Annotated in this window: 17 protein-coding genes; 8 read left to right on the top strand and 9 right to left on the bottom strand. The window is 71.1% G+C overall.

Annotation, left to right across the window (positions count from 1 at the left end; genetic code table 11):
* Positions 1-8 precede the first annotated feature (8 nt).
* The 4 genes from WMF14_RS38405 to WMF14_RS38390 form a co-directional block, all read right to left on the bottom strand.
* Positions 9-1,046 (bottom strand): alpha-E domain-containing protein, encoded by a 1,038-nt coding sequence (locus WMF14_RS38405; RefSeq protein WP_437794555.1) that lies wholly within the window; start codon positions 1,044-1,046, stop codon positions 9-11.
* A complete protein-coding gene (locus tag WMF14_RS38400; protein ID WP_437794552.1) occupies positions 1,043-2,671 on the bottom strand; it encodes a circularly permuted type 2 ATP-grasp protein in 1,629 nt (542 codons plus the stop codon). Before WMF14_RS38400 ends, WMF14_RS38405 begins: the two co-directional genes overlap by 4 nt.
* Positions 2,672-2,724: 53 nt before the next feature.
* Positions 2,725-3,192, bottom strand: coding sequence for a response regulator (locus WMF14_RS38395; protein ID WP_272104054.1), 468 nt, complete (start codon positions 3,190-3,192; stop codon positions 2,725-2,727).
* Between the two features lie 327 nt (positions 3,193-3,519).
* Positions 3,520-5,418, bottom strand: a complete 1,899-nt coding sequence (locus tag WMF14_RS38390) for a chloride channel protein (protein ID WP_437794549.1) — start codon at positions 5,416-5,418, stop codon at positions 3,520-3,522.
* 237 nt (positions 5,419-5,655) lie between these two features.
* On the opposite strand from WMF14_RS38390, the gene WMF14_RS38385 reads away from it, so the two are divergent.
* Positions 5,656-6,024, top strand: coding sequence for a hypothetical protein (locus WMF14_RS38385; RefSeq protein ID WP_272104056.1), 369 nt, complete (start codon positions 5,656-5,658; stop codon positions 6,022-6,024).
* Between the two features lie 99 nt (positions 6,025-6,123).
* On the top strand, positions 6,124-6,510 hold the full coding sequence (locus tag WMF14_RS38380) for a hypothetical protein (RefSeq protein ID WP_437794546.1): 387 nt from the start codon (positions 6,124-6,126) through the stop codon (positions 6,508-6,510).
* 30 nt (positions 6,511-6,540) lie between these two features.
* Here the strand turns inward: WMF14_RS38380 and WMF14_RS38375 are convergent, their stop codons facing one another.
* Positions 6,541-7,245, bottom strand: a complete 705-nt coding sequence (locus WMF14_RS38375) for a hypothetical protein (protein ID WP_272104060.1) — start codon at positions 7,243-7,245, stop codon at positions 6,541-6,543.
* A 490-nt stretch (positions 7,246-7,735) separates the two neighbouring features.
* Between WMF14_RS38375 and glgC the strand changes: the two genes are divergently transcribed.
* From glgC to WMF14_RS38345, 6 genes are all read left to right on the top strand, one after another.
* Complete coding sequence (gene glgC, locus WMF14_RS38370) at positions 7,736-9,004, top strand: glucose-1-phosphate adenylyltransferase (protein WP_272104545.1); 1,269 nt, start codon at positions 7,736-7,738, stop codon at positions 9,002-9,004.
* Positions 9,005-9,221: 217 nt separating this feature from the next.
* Positions 9,222-9,917 (top strand): metallophosphoesterase, encoded by a 696-nt coding sequence (locus WMF14_RS38365; RefSeq protein WP_272104061.1) that lies wholly within the window; start codon positions 9,222-9,224, stop codon positions 9,915-9,917.
* A gap of 123 nt (positions 9,918-10,040) precedes the next feature.
* A complete protein-coding gene (locus WMF14_RS38360) occupies positions 10,041-10,994 on the top strand; it encodes a 50S ribosomal protein L11 methyltransferase (RefSeq protein ID WP_437794542.1) in 954 nt (317 codons plus the stop codon).
* Positions 10,991-11,749: an RsmE family RNA methyltransferase gene (locus tag WMF14_RS38355; protein WP_272104065.1), complete on the top strand. Its 759-nt coding sequence runs from the start codon at positions 10,991-10,993 to the stop codon at positions 11,747-11,749. The genes WMF14_RS38360 and WMF14_RS38355 overlap by 4 nt, the downstream gene beginning before the upstream one ends.
* Before the next feature lie 137 nt (positions 11,750-11,886).
* Positions 11,887-12,810: an alpha/beta hydrolase gene (locus WMF14_RS38350; protein WP_437794540.1), complete on the top strand. Its 924-nt coding sequence runs from the start codon at positions 11,887-11,889 to the stop codon at positions 12,808-12,810.
* A 102-nt stretch (positions 12,811-12,912) separates the two neighbouring features.
* Positions 12,913-13,347, top strand: coding sequence for a hypothetical protein (locus WMF14_RS38345; protein ID WP_272104067.1), 435 nt, complete (start codon positions 12,913-12,915; stop codon positions 13,345-13,347).
* A gap of 495 nt (positions 13,348-13,842) precedes the next feature.
* Here WMF14_RS38345 and WMF14_RS38340 read toward each other — a convergent pair whose 3' ends face one another.
* The 4 genes from WMF14_RS38340 to WMF14_RS38325 form a co-directional block, all read right to left on the bottom strand.
* Positions 13,843-13,980: a hypothetical protein gene (locus tag WMF14_RS38340; protein ID WP_437794537.1), complete on the bottom strand. Its 138-nt coding sequence runs from the start codon at positions 13,978-13,980 to the stop codon at positions 13,843-13,845.
* Positions 13,981-14,078: 98 nt separating this feature from the next.
* The gene (locus WMF14_RS38335) at positions 14,079-15,089 is read right to left on the bottom strand and encodes a hypothetical protein (RefSeq protein WP_437794535.1); all 1,011 of its coding nucleotides are present in this window, start codon (positions 15,087-15,089) and stop codon (positions 14,079-14,081) included.
* Between the two features lie 19 nt (positions 15,090-15,108).
* Entirely contained in the window at positions 15,109-16,518 is a 1,410-nt protein-coding gene (locus tag WMF14_RS38330) for a DUF4150 domain-containing protein (RefSeq protein ID WP_437794532.1), read from the bottom strand.
* Positions 16,515-17,588 carry a DUF2169 family type VI secretion system accessory protein gene (locus WMF14_RS38325; protein WP_437323556.1) on the bottom strand — a complete coding sequence of 358 codons (1,074 nt, stop codon included), beginning with the start codon at positions 17,586-17,588 and terminating at the stop codon, positions 16,515-16,517. The genes WMF14_RS38330 and WMF14_RS38325 overlap by 4 nt, the downstream gene beginning before the upstream one ends.
* Positions 17,589-17,774: the final 186 nt, after the last annotated feature.

Below are 17,774 nucleotides of genomic sequence, written 5' to 3'. Positions count from 1 at the left end.
TGTTGCGGCTACTGGCTCGTGACCGTGGGGTTGCTGTCGGGCGGCCCGTAACCGAGCAGCTCGCGACCGATACCGTCGCAGATCATCGCCGTTTCGTCGACCACATGGGTGAGCGCCGCGTGGACCGCCATCGGGTCGAACGCCTCGGTGGCCCTGTCGGCCACCCACTGGTGCAGGAGCTGGAGCCGCTCGAGGCTCTCGCCGCCAGGGAGCGCCACGCTGTCCGGCGGCCGGATCTCGCAGAGGCGCGCGAACGCCGCGTGGACGCAGTGCCGGATCGAGCGCGGGAAGCGCGGCTCGTACAGGAGGAACTGGGCGACAGCCTGCTCGCTCACCTGACCCTGGTTGAGCTTCATGAACGGCTCGAACCCCGAGCAGGCGCGGAGGAGCGAGAGCCAGAGCGCCGTCTCCACGACCCGGTGCTGCCTGCGCAGCGCGCCCTGCGCCTGGGCGCTCACCTCGGACGGCGGCGGCGGCGGCAGGTTGGTCAGCGCGTGGTGGTGCACGTCGAGCGTGCGCGCGGTCTGCCCGACGCGCTCGAGCAGCACGCCGAGCCAGATGAAATCGAGCGGCGTGTCGTTGAGCATCGTGCTCTGCGTGAGCCCGAGGCAAAGCTGTGTGAGCTGGCGTACGCGCCGGTAGAAGGCGTAGCGGCTCGACCTGAACTCCTCCCGCGCCTCCTCGCTGTTCACCCAGAGGTGGAGCTCGTTGACGGTCTCCCACACCTCGAGGCTGACGACCTCCCGGATCGACCGCGCGTTCCAGCGCGCGGCCGAGATCGAGCTGCGGAGGCTCGTCGGGTTGTCCTCGTCGAAGCTCATGTAGCGTTGCACGAGCTCGCCGTCGGCCGCCGCCTCCTCGCCGTGCTCGGCCCCGAAGTGCGCCTTCTGCCCGGCCACGATGATGACCGGCAGCCAGCACTGCTGCGTCGGGATCTCGGCGTCGAGCGCGAGGTTCTGCGTGACGGCGAGGATGCGGGCCATGTTCTCGGTCCGCTCGAGGTAGCGGCCGAACCAGAAGCAGTGATCGGCGACGCGGGAGATCACGGGGCCTCCGGGGGGTCAGAGCCCGGCGCCGCGCCGGGAGAGTCGTTGTTCACGGCAGCGGGGCCCGCGCCGGGAGCGCCGACCGAGGGGGTGCGCTGCGCGTTCTCCCCTGGGCCCTTCAGGACCCAGGTGTCCTTCGAGCCCCCGCCCTGGCTCGAGTTGACGACGTAGGAGCCGGCCACCAGCGCGACGCGCGTGAGCCCGCCGGGCAGCACCCACGAGCCGTCGCGGCCCGTCAGCACGTAGGGGCGAAGGTCGAGCCTCCTCGGGACCGCGGTCTTGGCGGTCGGGTCCCAGGTGGGGCTCGTCGAGAGCTCGATCCGGTGCTGGGCGATGTAGCGGCGCGGTGTCGCCTGGATGCGCGCCCGGAACTCGTCCCGCTGCGCGGCGGTCGACTGCGGCCCCATCAGCATGCCGTAACCGCCGGCCTCGTCGACCGCCTTGACGACCAGCTGGTCGAGGTGGTCGAGCACATAACGGCGGTCGTCGTCGCGCATGCAGAGGTAGGTGGGGACCTGCTCGAGGACCGGCTCCTCGCCGAGGTAATAGCGGATCATCTCCGGCACGAAGGGGTACACGGCCTTGTCGTCGGCCACGCCGTTGCCGGGCGCGTTCGCGAGCGCGACGTTGCCGGCGGCGTAGGCGCGCATCAGGCCGCGAACGCCGAGCAGGCTGTCGGGGCGAAAGGCCTCGGGGTCGAGGAACGCCTCGTCGATGCGGCGGTAGATGACGTGGACCCGGCGGGGGCCGCGCGTGGTGCGGACGAAGACCTGGTCCTGATCGACGAACAGGTCGGGGGCCTGCACGAGCTCGAGCCCCATCGTGCGCGCGAGGAAGCTGTGCTCGAAATAGGCCGAGTTGTAGGGCCCCGGCGTGAGCACGACGGCGCTCGTGCCGCTCGGGCTCGCGGGCGACACCGAGCGCAGCGTCTCGGCGAGCCGGGCCGGGTAATGGTCGACCCGCTGCACGCGCGCCTTGTCGAGCAGGTGCGGCAGGACACGCTTGCTGATGAGCCGGTTCTCCAGGACATAGGAGACGCCGGACGGCGTGCGGAGGTTGTCCTCGAGGACCCGGAAGGTCCCGGCCGGATCACGGATGATGTCGACGCCCGCGATGTGGATGCGCACGCCGCCCGGGGGCCGCAGGCCGTGGACCTGCTTCAGGTACTGCCCGGAGCCGAGCACGAGGTCCCGGGGGACGCGCTCCTCCTTGAGGATGCGCTGGTCCCCGTAGACGTCGTCGAGGAAGAGGCCGAGCGCGCGGACGCGCTGCTCGAGGCCCCGTTCCATGTGGGCCCAGTCCGCCGCGGAGAGCATCCGGGGGATGAGGCAGAGCGGGAAGATCTTCTCCGCGCCGCGCTGATCCGCGTAGACCGAGAACGTGACGCCCTGGTTGAGCAGGGCGAGCTCCGCGAGGTGCTGCGCGCGCGCGAACTCGTTCGGCGCGAGCGCGCCGAGGAGCGTGGCAGTGCGCAGGAACTCGGGGCGAGGAGCGCCGTCTCGACCAAACAGCTCGTCGTAGGCGCCGGGGAGGGGAGTGTAGCCGGCGAAGAGGCCGGCACCCGGGTTCTCTAACAACACTGGAGTGAAGCTACCGCTGGACGGCCCCCGAGGTCCATGGGCCATTTCCGGTTTCTGCCGTGAGGGAGGCAGTGGCGCGGTCGGCCGATCGACTCGGCCTACTCGGCGTCGAGGATCTGGCGCTCTCTGGAGCGCGTGAGCTCGTCGACCGCGGCGAGGAAGGCGTCGTAGTCGATCGGCTTGGGCAGCACTTTAGCGACACCGAGGCTCGTCGCGTCATGTTTTGAAGACGCGGATGAAACAATGACTGGTATACGGGCCGTCTTCTCGTTGTGCCGGAGCGCCGTGATCAGGCCCCAGCCGTCCATCACCGGCATCATGATGTCGACGACGAGCAGATCCGGCGGCGCGATCTGGTCGAGCAGCGCCAGCGCCTCCTCGCCGTTCGAGGCGCAGCGCACCTCGTAGCCGCCCTCGCTCTCCAAGATCATGCTCACGACCTCCTGGATGTTGGGCTCGTCGTCCACGACGACCACGAGCTTGGCGCGGCTGTTCGGCGCGCTCGATCGTGTTCGTACTTCCGCGTTGCGCCGCACCGTCCGACCTCCGAGCGTATCGACCAGCATGCCGTTCTCCCTCGCGCTCTCCGGACCCCGAATTCCCCGGATGAACGAGAGTATTCCCCACGCGCTCCGTTCCGTCGCTGCGTGGAATCCAAGATTGAAAGCTCAGGAGACTCCCGAAAGCGGTGGGGGCTGCGCGCTTGCGTCATTACGCCCGAACCACGATCGGGCGCGCGGCGCGACCGGGACATCCGCGCGCGGACGCCCGTGACACGCGCGTGTCCGCCGCGCCGCCGCGCAGGCGTCGGAAAGCGGGCCATTCCCGAATTTCCAGGGCGAGCGCGCCATGCGTCCGCCTCGCGCCGTCGTTTGTCGCTTGCTCCGAGAGCCCTACTGACCCGCGCTCTCCAGCTCCGCCGTCGCGTCGTGGTAGGCGCGCGTGACGTCGGATTCGTCCAGGATGCCGACGATCTTGCCCTCGGCGTCGGTGACCAGGAGCTCCCGCACGCGCAGCTCCAGCAGCACCTGGAGCGCGTGGTGCAGGTCCTCGGCCTCGCTGACCGAGGCGGGGCTCGCCATCATGTCGTGCGCGATCGCGAGCCCCGAGAGCTCGGGGCTCGTCGCGGTGGCGCGGAGGATCTCGGCGTCGATGGTGCCGACGACCTTGCCGTCCTCGGAGAGCACGGGGAAGGTGTCCTGCCACTCGCACGCCGCGATGCGCTCGACGACGATCGAGGCGGGGGTCCGCGCCTCGAACGACACGAACGGGCGGCTGCGGATGACGATGTCGGCGACGCGGATGCTGCGGAGCACGTCGACGATGAGCTCGCCCCGGTGCGCCGGGGACTCGCGCTTGGTCGCGACCTGCGCGCGGTACAGGGTGCTGTGCCTGAGCGCCACGAAGGCGATGCCCTCGCAGAGCATGAGCGGCACGAGCAGGTCGTAGCTGCCGGCGAGCTCGCAGACCATGACGAGCGAGGCGATCGGCACGTGCGCGATCCCGCCGTAGAACGTGCCCATCCCGACGAGCGCGAACGCGCCGGGGTCGATGCGCGGGTCGCCGAGGAGGAGCTCCGCGGCGCGCCCGAAGGCCCCGCCCGTGAGCGCGCCGAGCACGAGCGAGGGGCCGAAGTCCCCCGCGCTGCCGCCCGAGCCGACGGTGAGCGAGGTCGCGACGATCTTCGTGGCGAGCAGCACGAGCAGGAGCTGCACCGAGGTCCACCCGCCCGGCAGCCACGCGGCCCCCGTGATCGCGATCTGGGCCGCCCCGTAGCCCGCGCCCAGCATCCCGAACCCCTGCCCCGGCCTGTCGAAGCGCGGCCCGAGGAGCATGAGCAGCGGGGTCACGAGCGCGCCGAGCGCGAGGCCGCCGAGCGCGGGCTTCGCCCATGGCGGCAGCGGGATCCGGTGCACCGTGTGCTCCACGGCGTGCAGCGTCCGGAGGAACACCGTGGCCACGAGCGAGACGACGAGCGCGAGCACGGCGTAGAGGGGGAGGTGGCTCGGGATGAACGGGTAGCGGGGCGCGTGCGCGAAGAGGGTCGACTCGCCGAAGAAGTAAATGAAGACCGAGTACGAGACGACGCTCGCGAGGATGGACGGGATGAGCGCGTCGGCCTCGAAGTCGTCGCGGTGCAGCACCTCGACGGCGAGGAGCGCGGCCCCGAGCGGCGTCCGGAACACGGCCGCCATGCCCGCGGCCGCGCCGGCGATGAGCAGGATCCGCCGCTCGCGCGTGTCCACCCGGAGCGCGCGGCCGATGATCGAGCCGATCGCGCCGCCGATCTGCATCGTCGGCCCCTCGCGCCCGCCGGCGCCGCCGCAGCCGAGCGTGAAGATCGAGGCGATCGCCTTCACCAACGGGACGCGGCGGCGGAAGTTGCCGCCCAGGTGGTGGAACGCCCGGATGAAGGCGTCGCCGCCGCCGCCGCGGGTCTCGGGCGCGAGCTTCGTCGTGAGGACCCCGCCGACGAGGGCGCCGAACGCCGGCAGGAAGAGGACGAGCCACGGCCGGAACGCCCCGATGCGCGCGCTCGCGAGCACCGCCTCGCCCTTGGCGCGGAGCGGCTCGTAGCCGGTGACCGCGACGAAGAGCTCGTGCTCGGCGAGCTCGAGGGCGGCGAAGAACAGCGAGCCGGCGATGCCGGCCGTCACGCCGACGAGGATCGCGTGGAGCAGCACCCGACCGACGAGCTGGAACGGGATCAGCCCCCGCGCGCGAGGGATCGGCGTGCGCGCCGCCCCCGTGCGGCTGGGGCGTGATGGGGAGTACTCGCGAGACGACATCATGATTTCGTGGCCCAGGGCCTCCCCCCTCGAGCGATGGGCCTGGCAGGAGCGGTAGCTTCCCTGATCTTCGGCGGATTGCCGCCTGAAATCGCCGCCGGGATCGACGTCTCCGGAGGCGCCCTCGCGGTGTCGGCTTCCGCTCGGCTTCCGTTCGGCGTTCCTGCGCTCCATAGCGAGGAAGGAAGCCTGGCGCGGGCGCGGCCTCCGGACCCGCCCGAGCCCGGACGAGGTGGAGTCATGACGACCGATCGGAGCACCGTCGAGTACGGCACCCTCATCACCGGAGACGCGAGCGTCACGATGGGCGACGCGGCCGTCCAGACGACGGACGAGAGCGTCCGCACGACCGCCGAGACCGTGGTCACGCCCGTGGTGGCGCTCGACCTGGCCGCCGAGATCCTGGCGAGCTCGCTCGGCACGCTGATCGACGAGGATTACGTGCAGGGCAAGACCCGGTTCCGGGACGTGCTCTGCGACCGGATCGATATCTCGCAGCTCGAGGCGGAGGAGCTTGTCGACGATATGGAGCGGTCGGGGCGGATCCGTTTCATCGGCGTGGCAGAGGGCCGGGGGTGGCACATCCAGCAGGGACCCGGTGTGCGTTGATCGCCGCTGTCTCGCCCAGAAAGACCGGCTCGCCAGTCGTGCCTGACGAAACAATTCCCTTGCCGGCGTACTCAACTCATGGCCTACGTTGAGGCGCCCATGGAGGACGGTACGAAGCCCCGCAAGGCCGTGGTCCCGAACGCTCCGCCCGCTCCGCTCGTGATCGTGGCCGGTTGTCCTGCCGAGCTCGTCGCCGTGTGCCGGGAGGCGGGGGCCAGGCTCGGGGTGGTGGTGCGTGAGTGCGATCTGCGCTCGCTCCGGGCGACGAGCGCGGCGTCGCAGCCGTACGCCGTGATCGTGATGGAGGAGCTGTACCGGTTCGATCGGGAGGCGTTCGACTCGATCACCCGTCAGGCGCCGGCGTCGCTGGTGCGCGTCGATCGCCGGGAAGCGGACGACGAGTTGGCGCGGCGGCTGCTCGTCGATGCCGTCTTCGAGTCGGCGGCGACCGAGCCGAGCAGCGGGATCCGGTCCATCCTTACGTGAAGCGGCGTGAAGCGGCCCGACGCGACGGCGTCAGGGCTTGCGCTTCATGCCGGGGAGGGTCGCCTTCTCGGGCGGCGGCTCGAGGAACTCGATCTGCTCCGCGGACATGATGCCGTACTTCGGGTTGGCCGCCGCGCCGCCGGTCGACTTCGTGAACGTCACGCCGTAGGTGCCGGTGACCTTCACCTTCGCGCCGACGGCCGGGATCGGGTTCGGCAGCTCCTGGCCCCAGAACTCGTCCGTGAGCTTCGCCTCGCCCTCCTTGCCGCGCGGCGCTTTGTCGATCGCCTCGATCATGCTGTAGATCTGCGCGAAGTTCGAGGCCCAGCCCATGACGTCGATCATGTCCTTGGTCTCGCCCTTCTCGTCGGCGATCGCGAAGCTCGGGACCGGCGCCTTGCAGTCCGGCGGGTCACCCTTGCCCGTCTTGTGCACGGCACAGGCGGGGGCCTCGGCGAGGTTCGTCTTGACGATGTAGCCGACGATCGAGATCTTCTTGCCGTTCACGTCCTCGAAGTGGACGCGGCTCCGGAGGTCGTGCGTGACGCCCCAGACCGTGTATGCGTCGCCCTGCTTCTTGTTCTTTGCGGGCAGCGTCGGCACCGCGGGCAGGGTCGCTTTGCGGCCGCTGAAGGCGGGCTTTGCCTGGTAGGGCTGCTCGTCCGTTCCGCACCCTGAAGTGCCCGCGACGAGGAGGATGGCGGCGAGGAGGGTTCGACCGAATCGGGCGTTCATGGCATCTCCAAGGTCAGCGTGACGGGCACCTCCAGCAGGAAAGATCCAGCGCTGGAATAGCCCTCGGACAGCGGTGCGCCGCGTGCGGGTCAGGCGCCTCTCGCATGCGCGCGCGACGGCGGAAACGGCTAACACGGCCGCGACTCGATCGTAAAGAGAAACGGCGACGTCCCCCTCTCTTCATCGATCATCGTCGCGCATCGTCGCGCATCGACGCGCGGCAGCGCACCGCGGCGGAGGGCGGGCGGAGGGGCGGAGGGCGGCAGAGCGCGACGGGCCGCTGCCGGCGCCGCCCATCGCGGGGCAGGAGGGCACGAGAGGCGCGCTCGGCGAGGCCCGCAGCGCGCCCCGCCCGGCTGGGCTCGGCGCCGCCAGGCCGGGTTGCGCGGCTCTCCGCGGCGTTCTCCCGGTCCCGGGTTGCCTCGAATACGCGAAGGACGCGTTTCCGCTCTTCGCGATGGCAACATCGATCGAGTACCCTCTCCGTCCCATGCGCGAGACGAACCTGCGCGCCGCTTTCGAAGCGTCGAAGGTCTTGGTGATGATCCTTGCTGGCGGCGAGGGCCGCCGGCTCGGCCCGTTGACGCACGACCGGGCGAAGCCGGCCGTGCCGTTCGGCGGCCGGTACCGGATCATCGACATCGTCCTCTCGAACTTCGTCAACTCCGGCCTGCACCGCATCAAGATCCTCACGCAGTACAAGAGCGCGTCGCTAGACGAGCACATCGCCCGAGCTTGGCGCCTCTCGCCGATGCTCGACAGCTTCATCGAGACCGTCCCTGCGCAGCAGCGCACGGGCAAGAGCTGGTTCAAGGGGTCGGCGGACGCCGTCTACCAGACCCAGCACGTCATCACGGACGAGTCGCCCGAGCACCTCTGCATCTTCGGCGGCGACCACGTCTACAAGATGGACGTGCGCCAGATGCTGCACGATCACCTGTCGCGCGACGCGGAGGTGACCGTCGCCGCCATCCCGGTGACGAAGGAGGAGGCCCGGTCCTTCGGCGTCATCGAGTGCGACGAGTCGGGGCGCATCCTCGCCTTCCACGAGAAGGTGCAGGATCCCCCGAGCATGCCCGGCAGGCCGGGCATGTGCCTCGCGTCGATGGGCAACTACATCTTCAAGACGAAGGCGCTGCTCGACGTCCTCGAGCACGACGCCGCGACGGAGGACAGCGCGCACGATTTCGGGCGCGACATCATCCCGCGCATGGTCCAGAGCGGCAGCCGCGTCTACGTCTACGATTTCCACGAGAACCGCGTCCCCGGCGAGGACGAGGGCGCCGGGTACTGGCGCGACATCGGGACGATCGACGCGTACTGGGCGGCCCAGATGGATCTGGTCAGCATCCAGCCGGCGTTCAATTTCTACAACCCGCGCTGGCCGATCCGGACCGGGATCAGCCACGACCCGCCCGCCAAGTTCGTGTTCCGCGACGAGGCGAACGCGCGCGTCGGCATCGCCACGGACAGCCTGGTCTCGCTCGGGTGCATCATCTCCGGCGGCAGGATCCACCGCAGCGTGCTCTCGAACCGGGTCCGCGTGAACTCCTTCAGCCACATCGAGGAGTGCGTGCTGTTCGAGGACGTCAAGATCGGGCGCCACGTCAAGCTCCGTCGCTGCATCATCGACAAGGACGTCGAGATCCCCGCCGGCGCCGAGATCGGCTTCAACCTCGAGGAGGACCGCAAGAAGTGGTTCGTCAGCGAGGGCGGGATCGTCGTGATCCCGAAGCGCGCGAAGATCGACTCCCCGTAGTGCGCCTGACCGAGGCCCGGCGCGGCGCCGTCCAGGTGGCTCGCGTGCAAAACTCCTGAATTGCATGTAAAATTCCGATCGCGGTGCGCGGAGGCGCGGGGCGGCGCGTGGTGGCAACCGCGCACTCGCCGGCGGGGCCGCGCGGTTCTGCCGTGCCCGGGGGGACGGGCCTGGGCGCCCCCCATGGAACGGGCGTCCCTGCTACGTTGGGTGTGAGATGCCGCGCACGATCATCATCGGTGACGTTCACGGCTGCCGGGATGAGCTGGCGCGGCTGATCGAGCACGTGGGCCTCGCATCGGGCGATCGGGTCGTCATGGTCGGCGATCTGATCGTGCGCGGCCCCGATCCGTGCGGAACGCTCGATCTGCTCCGGGAGGTCGGCGCGATCTCCGTGCGGGGCAACCACGAGGATCGGCTGCTCCGCTGGCGTGCAGGGCGGAGCGATCCTCGCGGCGAGCCGCTGGGGGAGCTCTCGAAGGAGACCGCGCAGCAGCTCCGCAAGCGGGACTGGGCGTGGCTCGAGACGCTGCCGTACTGGCTGGATCTGCCGGAGCACGGGCTCCGTGTCGTCCATGCGGGGCTGATCCCGGGGTTGCCGATCGAGCGACAGGATCCGCACACGTTGATGTACGTGCGCTGCCTCGGCCGCTACGGCGAGCCGGTCGAGCGCCGCGGGGGCAAGACGCTGTGGGGCCAGACGTACCAGGGCCCGCCGCACGTGGTGTTCGGCCACAACGCGCGGAGCGAGCCGCAGATGCACGCGTGGGCGACCGGGATCGACACGGGCGCGGTCTACGGGGGGCGGCTCACCGCGATGGTGCTCCACGACGGCGAGCGCGTGCCGCCGCCGGCGTCGCGCTCCGAGGTGCTCGTCTCGGTTCCGGCGCGGCGCCGCTACGTGGGACGTTAAAAATGCTCCGCGTGTTCCAGCGGTTCCGCGCGATCGGCCGCGCCTCTCTGCGGGAATTTCGTTAGGCTCCCGTCCGCGCCGCGGCCGCTCTTTAGGCCGGCGGCCCGTCACGGAGCAAGCCAGGTGGAGCCTCGATACCCGTTCGTTGCAGTCGATGTCCCGGAGCCGGAGGCCGACGAGATCGGCGCCCTGCTCTTCGAGCTGGGCGCCAGCGGCGTCGAGCAGCGCGACGAGCAGACGCTCGTCCGCGGCGCGCGCTCGGGCCAGGTGACGCTCGTCGCCAGCTTCGAGGATCACGGCGAGGCGATGGAGGCCATCGCGGCGCTCGGGGAGCTCTCGCCGCCGTTCGCCGCGCGGCTCGAGGAGGTGGTGGGCGACGCCTGGCGCGACGCGTGGAAGGAGCACTTCGCGCCGTTCGCGCTGACGCCCACGATCACAGTCGTGCCGCCGTGGGCGGAGCGCGCGCCCGAGCGCGAGGGTGAGCGGGTGCTCCTGCTCGAGCCGGGCAGGGCGTTCGGCACGGGGCTCCACGCGACGACGGCGCTCGTGGCGGAGCTCCTCGACGAGCACGCGGCGGAGCTCCGCGGCCGCGAGATCCTCGACGTGGGCACGGGCAGCGGCATCCTCGCGCTCGTCGCGCTGCTGCTCGGCGCGGAGCGGGCGGTCGCGATCGACAACGACGAGGATGTGATCGAGGTGGTCCTCGAGAACGCGGCGCGCAACGGCCTCGAGGGCCGCATCGAGGCGAGCGCCGGCGTGGTCGAGGGGGTGACGCGGCGGTTCCCGTGGGTCGTCGCGAACATCGAGGCGCGGGTGCTCCGGCCTCTGGCGCCGGAGCTCGCGCGTGTGCTCGAGCCGGGCGGCTGGCTGATCTTGTCGGGCATCCTCGAGAGCGAACGCGACGATCTGATCGCGCGGTACACGTCGTTGCCGCGCCCGCTCGAGCACGTCGCGACCCGGCCGGATCCGGCGTCGCCGAGCGGCGATCGCAGGGCCGGGCGGGGCGACGCGGGCGGCGAGGGCTGGGTGGCGCTCCTGTTCCGCGGGCCGGGCGGCGCGGCGTCCTCGCCCGGATGAGCGGGCAGGGGCTCTTGCGGGTGCCGCTCGGCGCGATCGCGGCCGGCGTGATCGCGCTGCCGCCCGAGGCGGCGAGCTACGTCGTGCGGGTGCACCGCCTCCGGGAGGGGGATCGGTTCGTCGTGTTCGATCCGGAGCTCGGCGTCGAGGCGGAGGCCACGCTCGAGTCGATCGGTCGCCGCGGGGCGGAGGCGCGCATCGACGCGCCCCGCCCGGCCGCGCTGCGGCCTGGCCGGCGCGTGACGTGGATCCAGGCGGTGGGCAAGGGCGACAAGATGGACGCGGTGGTGCGCGACGCGACCGAGCTCGGGGCGACGCGGATCATCCCGGCGATCTCGGCGCGGAGCGTGGCGCGGCCCGCCGAGGACAGGAGCCAGCGCTGGCGCCGCATCGCGGTGGAGGCGGCGCGGCAGTGCGGCCGCGGGGATGCGCCCCGGGTGGAGGCGCCGATGAGCCTCGCGGCGGCGCTCGCCGAGGCGCGGGCGGCGCCGTCGACGGAGGGCGGCGCGCTGGGGATGTGCCTGGATCCCTACGCGGAGACGCCGCTCGGCGCGCGGCTGGCCGCGCTGTCGCCGGGCATGGAGGCGGCGTTCGCTGTCGGACCGGAGGGCGGGTTCACGCCGGAGGAGCTCGGCATGTGCGCGGCGCTCGGGTTCGAGCGGGTGCGCCTCGGCGCGCTGACGTTGCGCACGGAGACGGTGTGCGCAGCGGCGCTCGGGGCGCTGATCGCGGTGAGCGACGCGCGCGCAGGGTGATGGGGCGGCGAGCGAGCGGCGAGCTGGTAGCGAGCGGCGAGCTGGTAGCGAGCGGCGAGCTGGTAGCGAGCGGCGAGCTGGTAGCGAGCGGCGAGCTGGTAGCGAGCGGCGAGCTGGCCGGCCCTGGGCGTCGCGTCATGGGGTCCTCCTCCGGAGGCGCGGCGCGGTGGATCGCGGCGTTGCTCGGCGCGCTCGCGGTCGCGCTCTGCGCATGCAGCAACACGGCAGACGCTCCGAGGAGAGCACGCGCGCCGGCGCCCGACGGGGCCGCGCTCGATGCAGCGGATGCCGGCCTCGTGGCTGCGGCTCCGACCCCGGCCGTCACCGCGGCCGCGACTGCGCCGCCCGAGCCGGCGCCGTGGCCCCGAGCGCGCCCGCCGCGCGTCGAGACGGACTGGTGCATCGACGGCGTCGGCGCGCTCGACGAGGAGACATGCTACGTGCTGCCCGACGCGCCGACCCGGACGCTGCTGCTCTATCTCCACGGGATCGTCCCGCCGGGGAAGGAGAGCGAGCAGAAGACCAACGTCGAGACGGTCGTGTCCCACGCCGCCCGGCGCGCGGGCGTCGCCGCGCTGATCCCGCGCGGCAAGGTCGGCCTCGCGCCGAAGGGCTACGCGAGCTGGCGGGGCTGGCCGACGGGAGAGCGGGCGTACGAGGAGCACGCCGCCGCGCTCGTCGCGACGTTCGTGGAGAAGCGGAGAACGCTCGAGGAGATCACCGGCGTCTCGTTCTCGCGGGTGTACGTCGCCGGCTCGTCGTCGGGCGCGTACTTCGCCGCGGCGCTCGCGCTGCGCGGCGGGATCGACGCCGACGGGTTCGGCGCGATGTCCGGCGGGGGAGGCCACGCGACGCCCCAGCTCGCGACGCTCGCGCCGAGGCCGTTCTACATCGGCTTCGGGGCCCACGACACGGTGGGCGGCTCGGCCCGCGCCCTCGCCGGCGTGCTGCGCGGCGCGGGCTGGCCCGTGCGCGTCGCCGAGCACCCGTTCGGCCACGGCGCGAAGGAGGTGTACCTGGACGAGGCGTTCGCCTTCTGGCGCGAGCACGAGATGCGCTAGAGCCCCTCGCCGGTGCCCCGCATCCCCGCGGGTGAGACGAACCCGTCCCTCACATTCGCCCGGGTCTCGCGGTAGAACGCCAGGTACGTCAGGTAAGACAGCATGATCTACAGGTTCCCAAGCTATGTGCCCGGCATTGCGATCGCCATCGCGGTGCTCGCTGCGTCGATCGGCGCGCTCCTGCTGTGGAAGCGTCAGCCGATGATAATCGCCTTGATCGCATTTGGAGTTTCTGCGGTAGCCGGCGGCCTCTTCGCGCCGATGCTGGCGATGGATCGGGTCGTCCTCGACGACCAGAAGCTGGAGCAGACTACGGGGTTCTGGTTCGCGCCGACCGTGAAGGGATTTCGTCTCGCGGAGGTCGCATCCATCGCGATTGGCACCGCCAGGAATAGAAAGAATCGCGAATACGAGGTGTGGATTGTGAAGAGGAGGGACGGCCAGGTGGAAGAGATCGACCCTGGTGACCTCTGGGAGATGAACGGTCAGGACATCATCCGGCGCCTAAGAGAAAAAGGAATCGACGTCAGGCGATGAGGAGAGGCTTGTTTACCTCGCGCTCGGTGTCGGCGACCGTCGCCGAGGCGCTGAGGTTGCGCGGCGCCTGAGGCCTCAGCCGAGCCGCGCCTCCGCGAGCGCCAGCAGCCGCGGGGTGGCCTGTTCGGGCCTCCCTCCGGTACTCGCGGCCGAACGCCGATGCGTTGGGCTAGCGTACCAAGGCGTGAGGGGGTCGCTGCCACTCTCCGCCATGGCGCCGCCACCCCTGAGGTGGAGCTCTCCTCGGATTCTCCCGTCGTCTCCCGTCGGCATGGGGTGTGCTCGAGGGCATGGCGGGCGGCCAGCAGCGCGCCGTCGCGCCCGCCGAGCTCCGTGCACCACACGGCGGCTCTGGCCCTCCGCGGCACCAGCCCTCCGCGGCACCACGGCACGGCCGCAGCCCGGGCGGCACCGGTGGCGGAGGCAGCGGTGAGCCCCTCGTCGCGGTCGCCTTCACAGCGACGTCGGTGTTTGAGGAAGGGCACCGGGTGGCGGTCATCGGCGCAGGGTCACGACCGCGATCGCCAGGGCCAGCCCGAGCGCGTGCGCGTGCGGATGCGGCGGCTCGATGACGTCGGCCGCAGGGTACGGATCCGAGGTGATTGCCTCCACGCCGGGCCTGGTCGGTGTCATGCGTGTAGGCGCGACAAGACGATTCGCATCCTCACCTCGCACCACTCGAGGGGCATCCCACGCTAACCACGCGCACATCATCCGATGACCGTCGAGTGTCAACGGATGGGAGCGTTGTCGACGTGGTCGATCCGCTCCCAGCGGCTGCCCTCGAGGCGCACGATGTCCTTCGAGCCGACGACCCAGAGCGCGCCGCCGACGCTGTCGACCGTGTGCGCGTCCTCGATCTCGGGCACGAGCCCGGTCGAGACTCGCCGGAGGCTGCCGCGCTCGTAGGTGAAGAGGCCGCGCGGATTGGCGCCGCTTGCCAGGTAGATCCGGCCGTCGTGCCTGGTGATCGACGTGAACATCTGGCGCCGGCCCGAGACCGCGACCGCGCGGAAGCCTTCGCGCCGGTTGCCGCGGAGGAGCGTGCCTTCGCGCCCGCAGATCCAGATGCGCTTCTCGTCCTCGACGAAGATGCTCACCAGCGCCGCGGCCGTGACGGGCGGGAGAGCGGTGAACGTGGCGCCGTCCCAGACGAGGATCGTGCCGCGCGTCCCGGTGACGTAGATCTCGTCCTCGCGTGGACCGTCGACGCAGTAAAAGACCTTGTGCTCCGCGGCCGGCGAGCTCGGCGCGCGCAGGAGCGCCCGGGCCCGCTCCTCGGGATCTTGCAAGAGCGAGCGATCGAGGTGCTCCCAGCGGCCGGCGCCGAAGTCTCCGCCGACACGGCGATAGACCTGCCCCCCGTCGCCGCAGGCGTAGAGGTGGTCGCCGACAGGGCGGAGGCGCGCGAGGCGCCCCCAGCGCTCGGCGTCGGGCGAGGTGATGCCGGCGCCGGGGATCTTCTCGCGCGGGAACGGTGGCCGCACGAGCACGACGTCTCCCTCGGCGGAGAGCACGCAGGACGAGGTCGGCGCGCCGGGCGCGGGGGTGAAGCGGGCGATCGAGGTGACCGCGACCTGGAGGTCGTCGTAGAACCACTTCACCGGCCCCGGATCGCCGGCATCGTAACGGCAGAGCCGGGTGAACGGCGTGAAGGGCTCCTGGCCGTCTGGCACGCCGGCGACACAGAGGAAGTCCGCGGCAGCGGCCTTGGCGCGGGTGAAGGTGAGCGGCGTCGTCATGGTGATGTCTCCCTCGACCTCAGTAGCGACCGCCCGGGCGCATGCCGGTGCTGAGCGCCTCGTACTGCGGGCTCCCGGCCACGGTCGGCATGATGGTGGTGCGGCCGAGCTGCGCGCGGTCAACCCCGGCGAAGCCCGCCTGCACCGCGGCGCGGATCTGCGCCTCGCACTCCCGGCGGAGGTTGACGACCTGATTCTCCGAGAGGTCGATGATGCTGCCGATGGCGGTCGTCCCCGGCGGCGTGCCGTTCACGCCCAGCTGGGCGATGCTCGCGTCCACGCCGTGCGCCTCCCAGTGCTCCGAGCCGTCGTCGCCGGCGTTGCCCTGGAGGCAGATGGCGGGCCCGTCGTCGAATGACGGGAAGTTGGGGATGCGCTTCATCCCCGCCTCGCCCTCGGCCCTCGTGCCATAACGAAGGGTGTAGTCGGGCACGATGTGGTGCGCCTGGTAGCCGGGTTCGCACGTGCCGCGGATAGTGCTGTATGGGCCGACGTTGCAAGGCCGGTCTCGCTCGCGCGTCACGCGCACGTTGCCCGCTGCGGCGGCGAGCCGCGCATTTTCCTCCTGTCGCGCGCGCTGCGCCCGCAGGCGCTCGGCGTTCTGCCGGATCTTCTCGGCCGAGGGCCACGGCTGCCTCACGAGCTGCTCGAGCTGCTCGGGCGTCATCTGGCGGAAGTCGACGAGGGTGCCCGCCTTGAGCGAGAGCTGATTGTTGGTGCTATCTACCTGGTTCCAGTACCAGCCGCTCGATCCATACGCGGCGCTCCGCTGGTCGGCGCTCATCTGGCCATAAAGGTGCTGATCGATGCTCCGGGCGAACATGCCTTCATTGCCGATGTAATACTGACCGGCCATCTCCCCGAGGCCTGCTCCCAGCGCACCGAGGCCGAGCAGCGCGTTGAGCCTGGCGGCCGCCCCCATGGGCCCCGCGGCGGGCGCGCTCCCCGGCGTCGTGGCCGTGCCCGTGCCCGTGTAGGCCCCCGTCGTGTCGAGAAAGGCGACCTGGACCGGGCGGTCGCTGGCGCTCATCACCCGCGTGTCCCGCACGAAGATGAGCTTCCCCTCGGTGTTGCGGTCGTTCATCCACCAGGCGTCGTCGTGGCGGATCGCGTTCCTGCCCTCGATGCGCACGGTGGGCGAGTAGGTCTTGGGCTCGCAGACGCTGCCCACCGTGCCCGATTTGACCCCGAGCCCGCTGCCCGGCTCGTCACCCTGGCACGTCGTCACCTTCGATCCCATGTTGTGTGACCGATCGCCGGTCTGCAGCACGGTGGTCGCGGTGTCCACGGCCGCCTGGTTCTGCCTTGCGTAGATCGAATAAGGGATGGGGACGAGCGCCGGGCCGACCGGCGTCTTGCAGACATCCGGGCAGGTCGAGACGATGATGCCTTCGCCTATGTCGCGGCTGCCCTCGCGCGGGATGCTCATGCGTCGCTCCCCGGGCTCACGAGCCCTCGCTCGTCACACCACGGCAGCGCCGCGGCCTCTTCGAGGCTCGCGGCAGCGAGATCGATACGATCGAAGCCCTGCGACATGGCCACCCAGGCGCGCCAGGTGAGCTGGACAGACCAAGGCGGCTCGCCGCGGACATCGATGTGCATGCCATCGAGGTGGAGGCGCACCGGGACGCGGCGCCCCCGCTCCCACTTGAACCAGGCCCAGAGCGAGTGGCCGGGCAGCGTGAACGCGAGCGCGCCGCCCCCCGGCGTGAGGCCCTGGAGCTCGACGCGCTCGTCGCCGCGGAGATGGCCGGGCAAGACCAGGCCGGGGTGCGCGGTCTGGTAGAAGCGATAGTCGAAATCGGCGGGGAGCTGAGGGTGGCGAGTCGCCAGCCAGGCGTCGTCGTAGGTGCCGGCAAAGCGGCTGCGAAACTGCCACCAGGGCGGCACGGGCCCGAAGCCCTGCGGTTCTGGCCGCGCCGCCGGGTCGCCCACAGGCTCGGCTTCGCTGTCGATGGTGGGCGCGGGGTAGGCGCGATCGGCCGGCGTGTGGCGGCGATCGAGGACGCCCCGGCCGATGGGGTTGCGCGCGTCGACGTTGCCCTCGGGATCGCCGATGACGATGCCGCCGGCGGCCGATCGGTAGTCGATGGACGCGCGGGCCGCCGGCTCTCCCGTGGAAAGCCGAAACCCGCCGGCGTCCGGCTCGAACGCGCGCGGCGCATACGCCCTCAGGAAGCGCGTGTATTCCCCGACGCGCGCGCCCACCTGCCAGACGTGCGCGGCCACGCCCCCGGGGGCGTGGCCATCAGCGAGGAGGGTGACGTCGGCCGCGGGCTTGAAAGGGATGAGCAGGCCGACCCGGAGCATCGGTGTCGCATGCGGATCACCCTCGTACTCGTCGGCGAGGATCAAGGATTGATCGGGGGCGATCGACAGCCGGCCTTCGGGCGAGAGTAGAAGCGTGCCCCTTGCCGCGACGACGGCCATGGCTGCGCCGTCACGGTGCTTCTGCTCGAACCCTAGCGCGGCGAAGGGGGTCGCGTTGGCGGCCAACATGGCTAGCGGCGGTGGACGGCGACGCGGGTGCCGTCGATGAGGTGCGTCGCAGCAAAGGCGGTTCGATTCACGGCCAGCATGGCACTGCTCACGTAGGATCGATGACGAACTCGATCTTGGTCCCTGCATGGACACCAAGAAGGACGACACCGGACGGGACGCCGCGGGATGTGGCTCGGCGTGAAG

It is taken from the genome of Sorangium sp. So ce693 (genome assembly GCF_051521375.1).
GTDB classification, from domain to species: Bacteria; Myxococcota_A; Polyangia; order Polyangiales; family Polyangiaceae; genus Sorangium; species Sorangium atrum.
The sequence above is the reverse complement of the archived record's forward strand: the minus strand, read 5'-3'. Positions and strand labels throughout refer to the sequence as shown.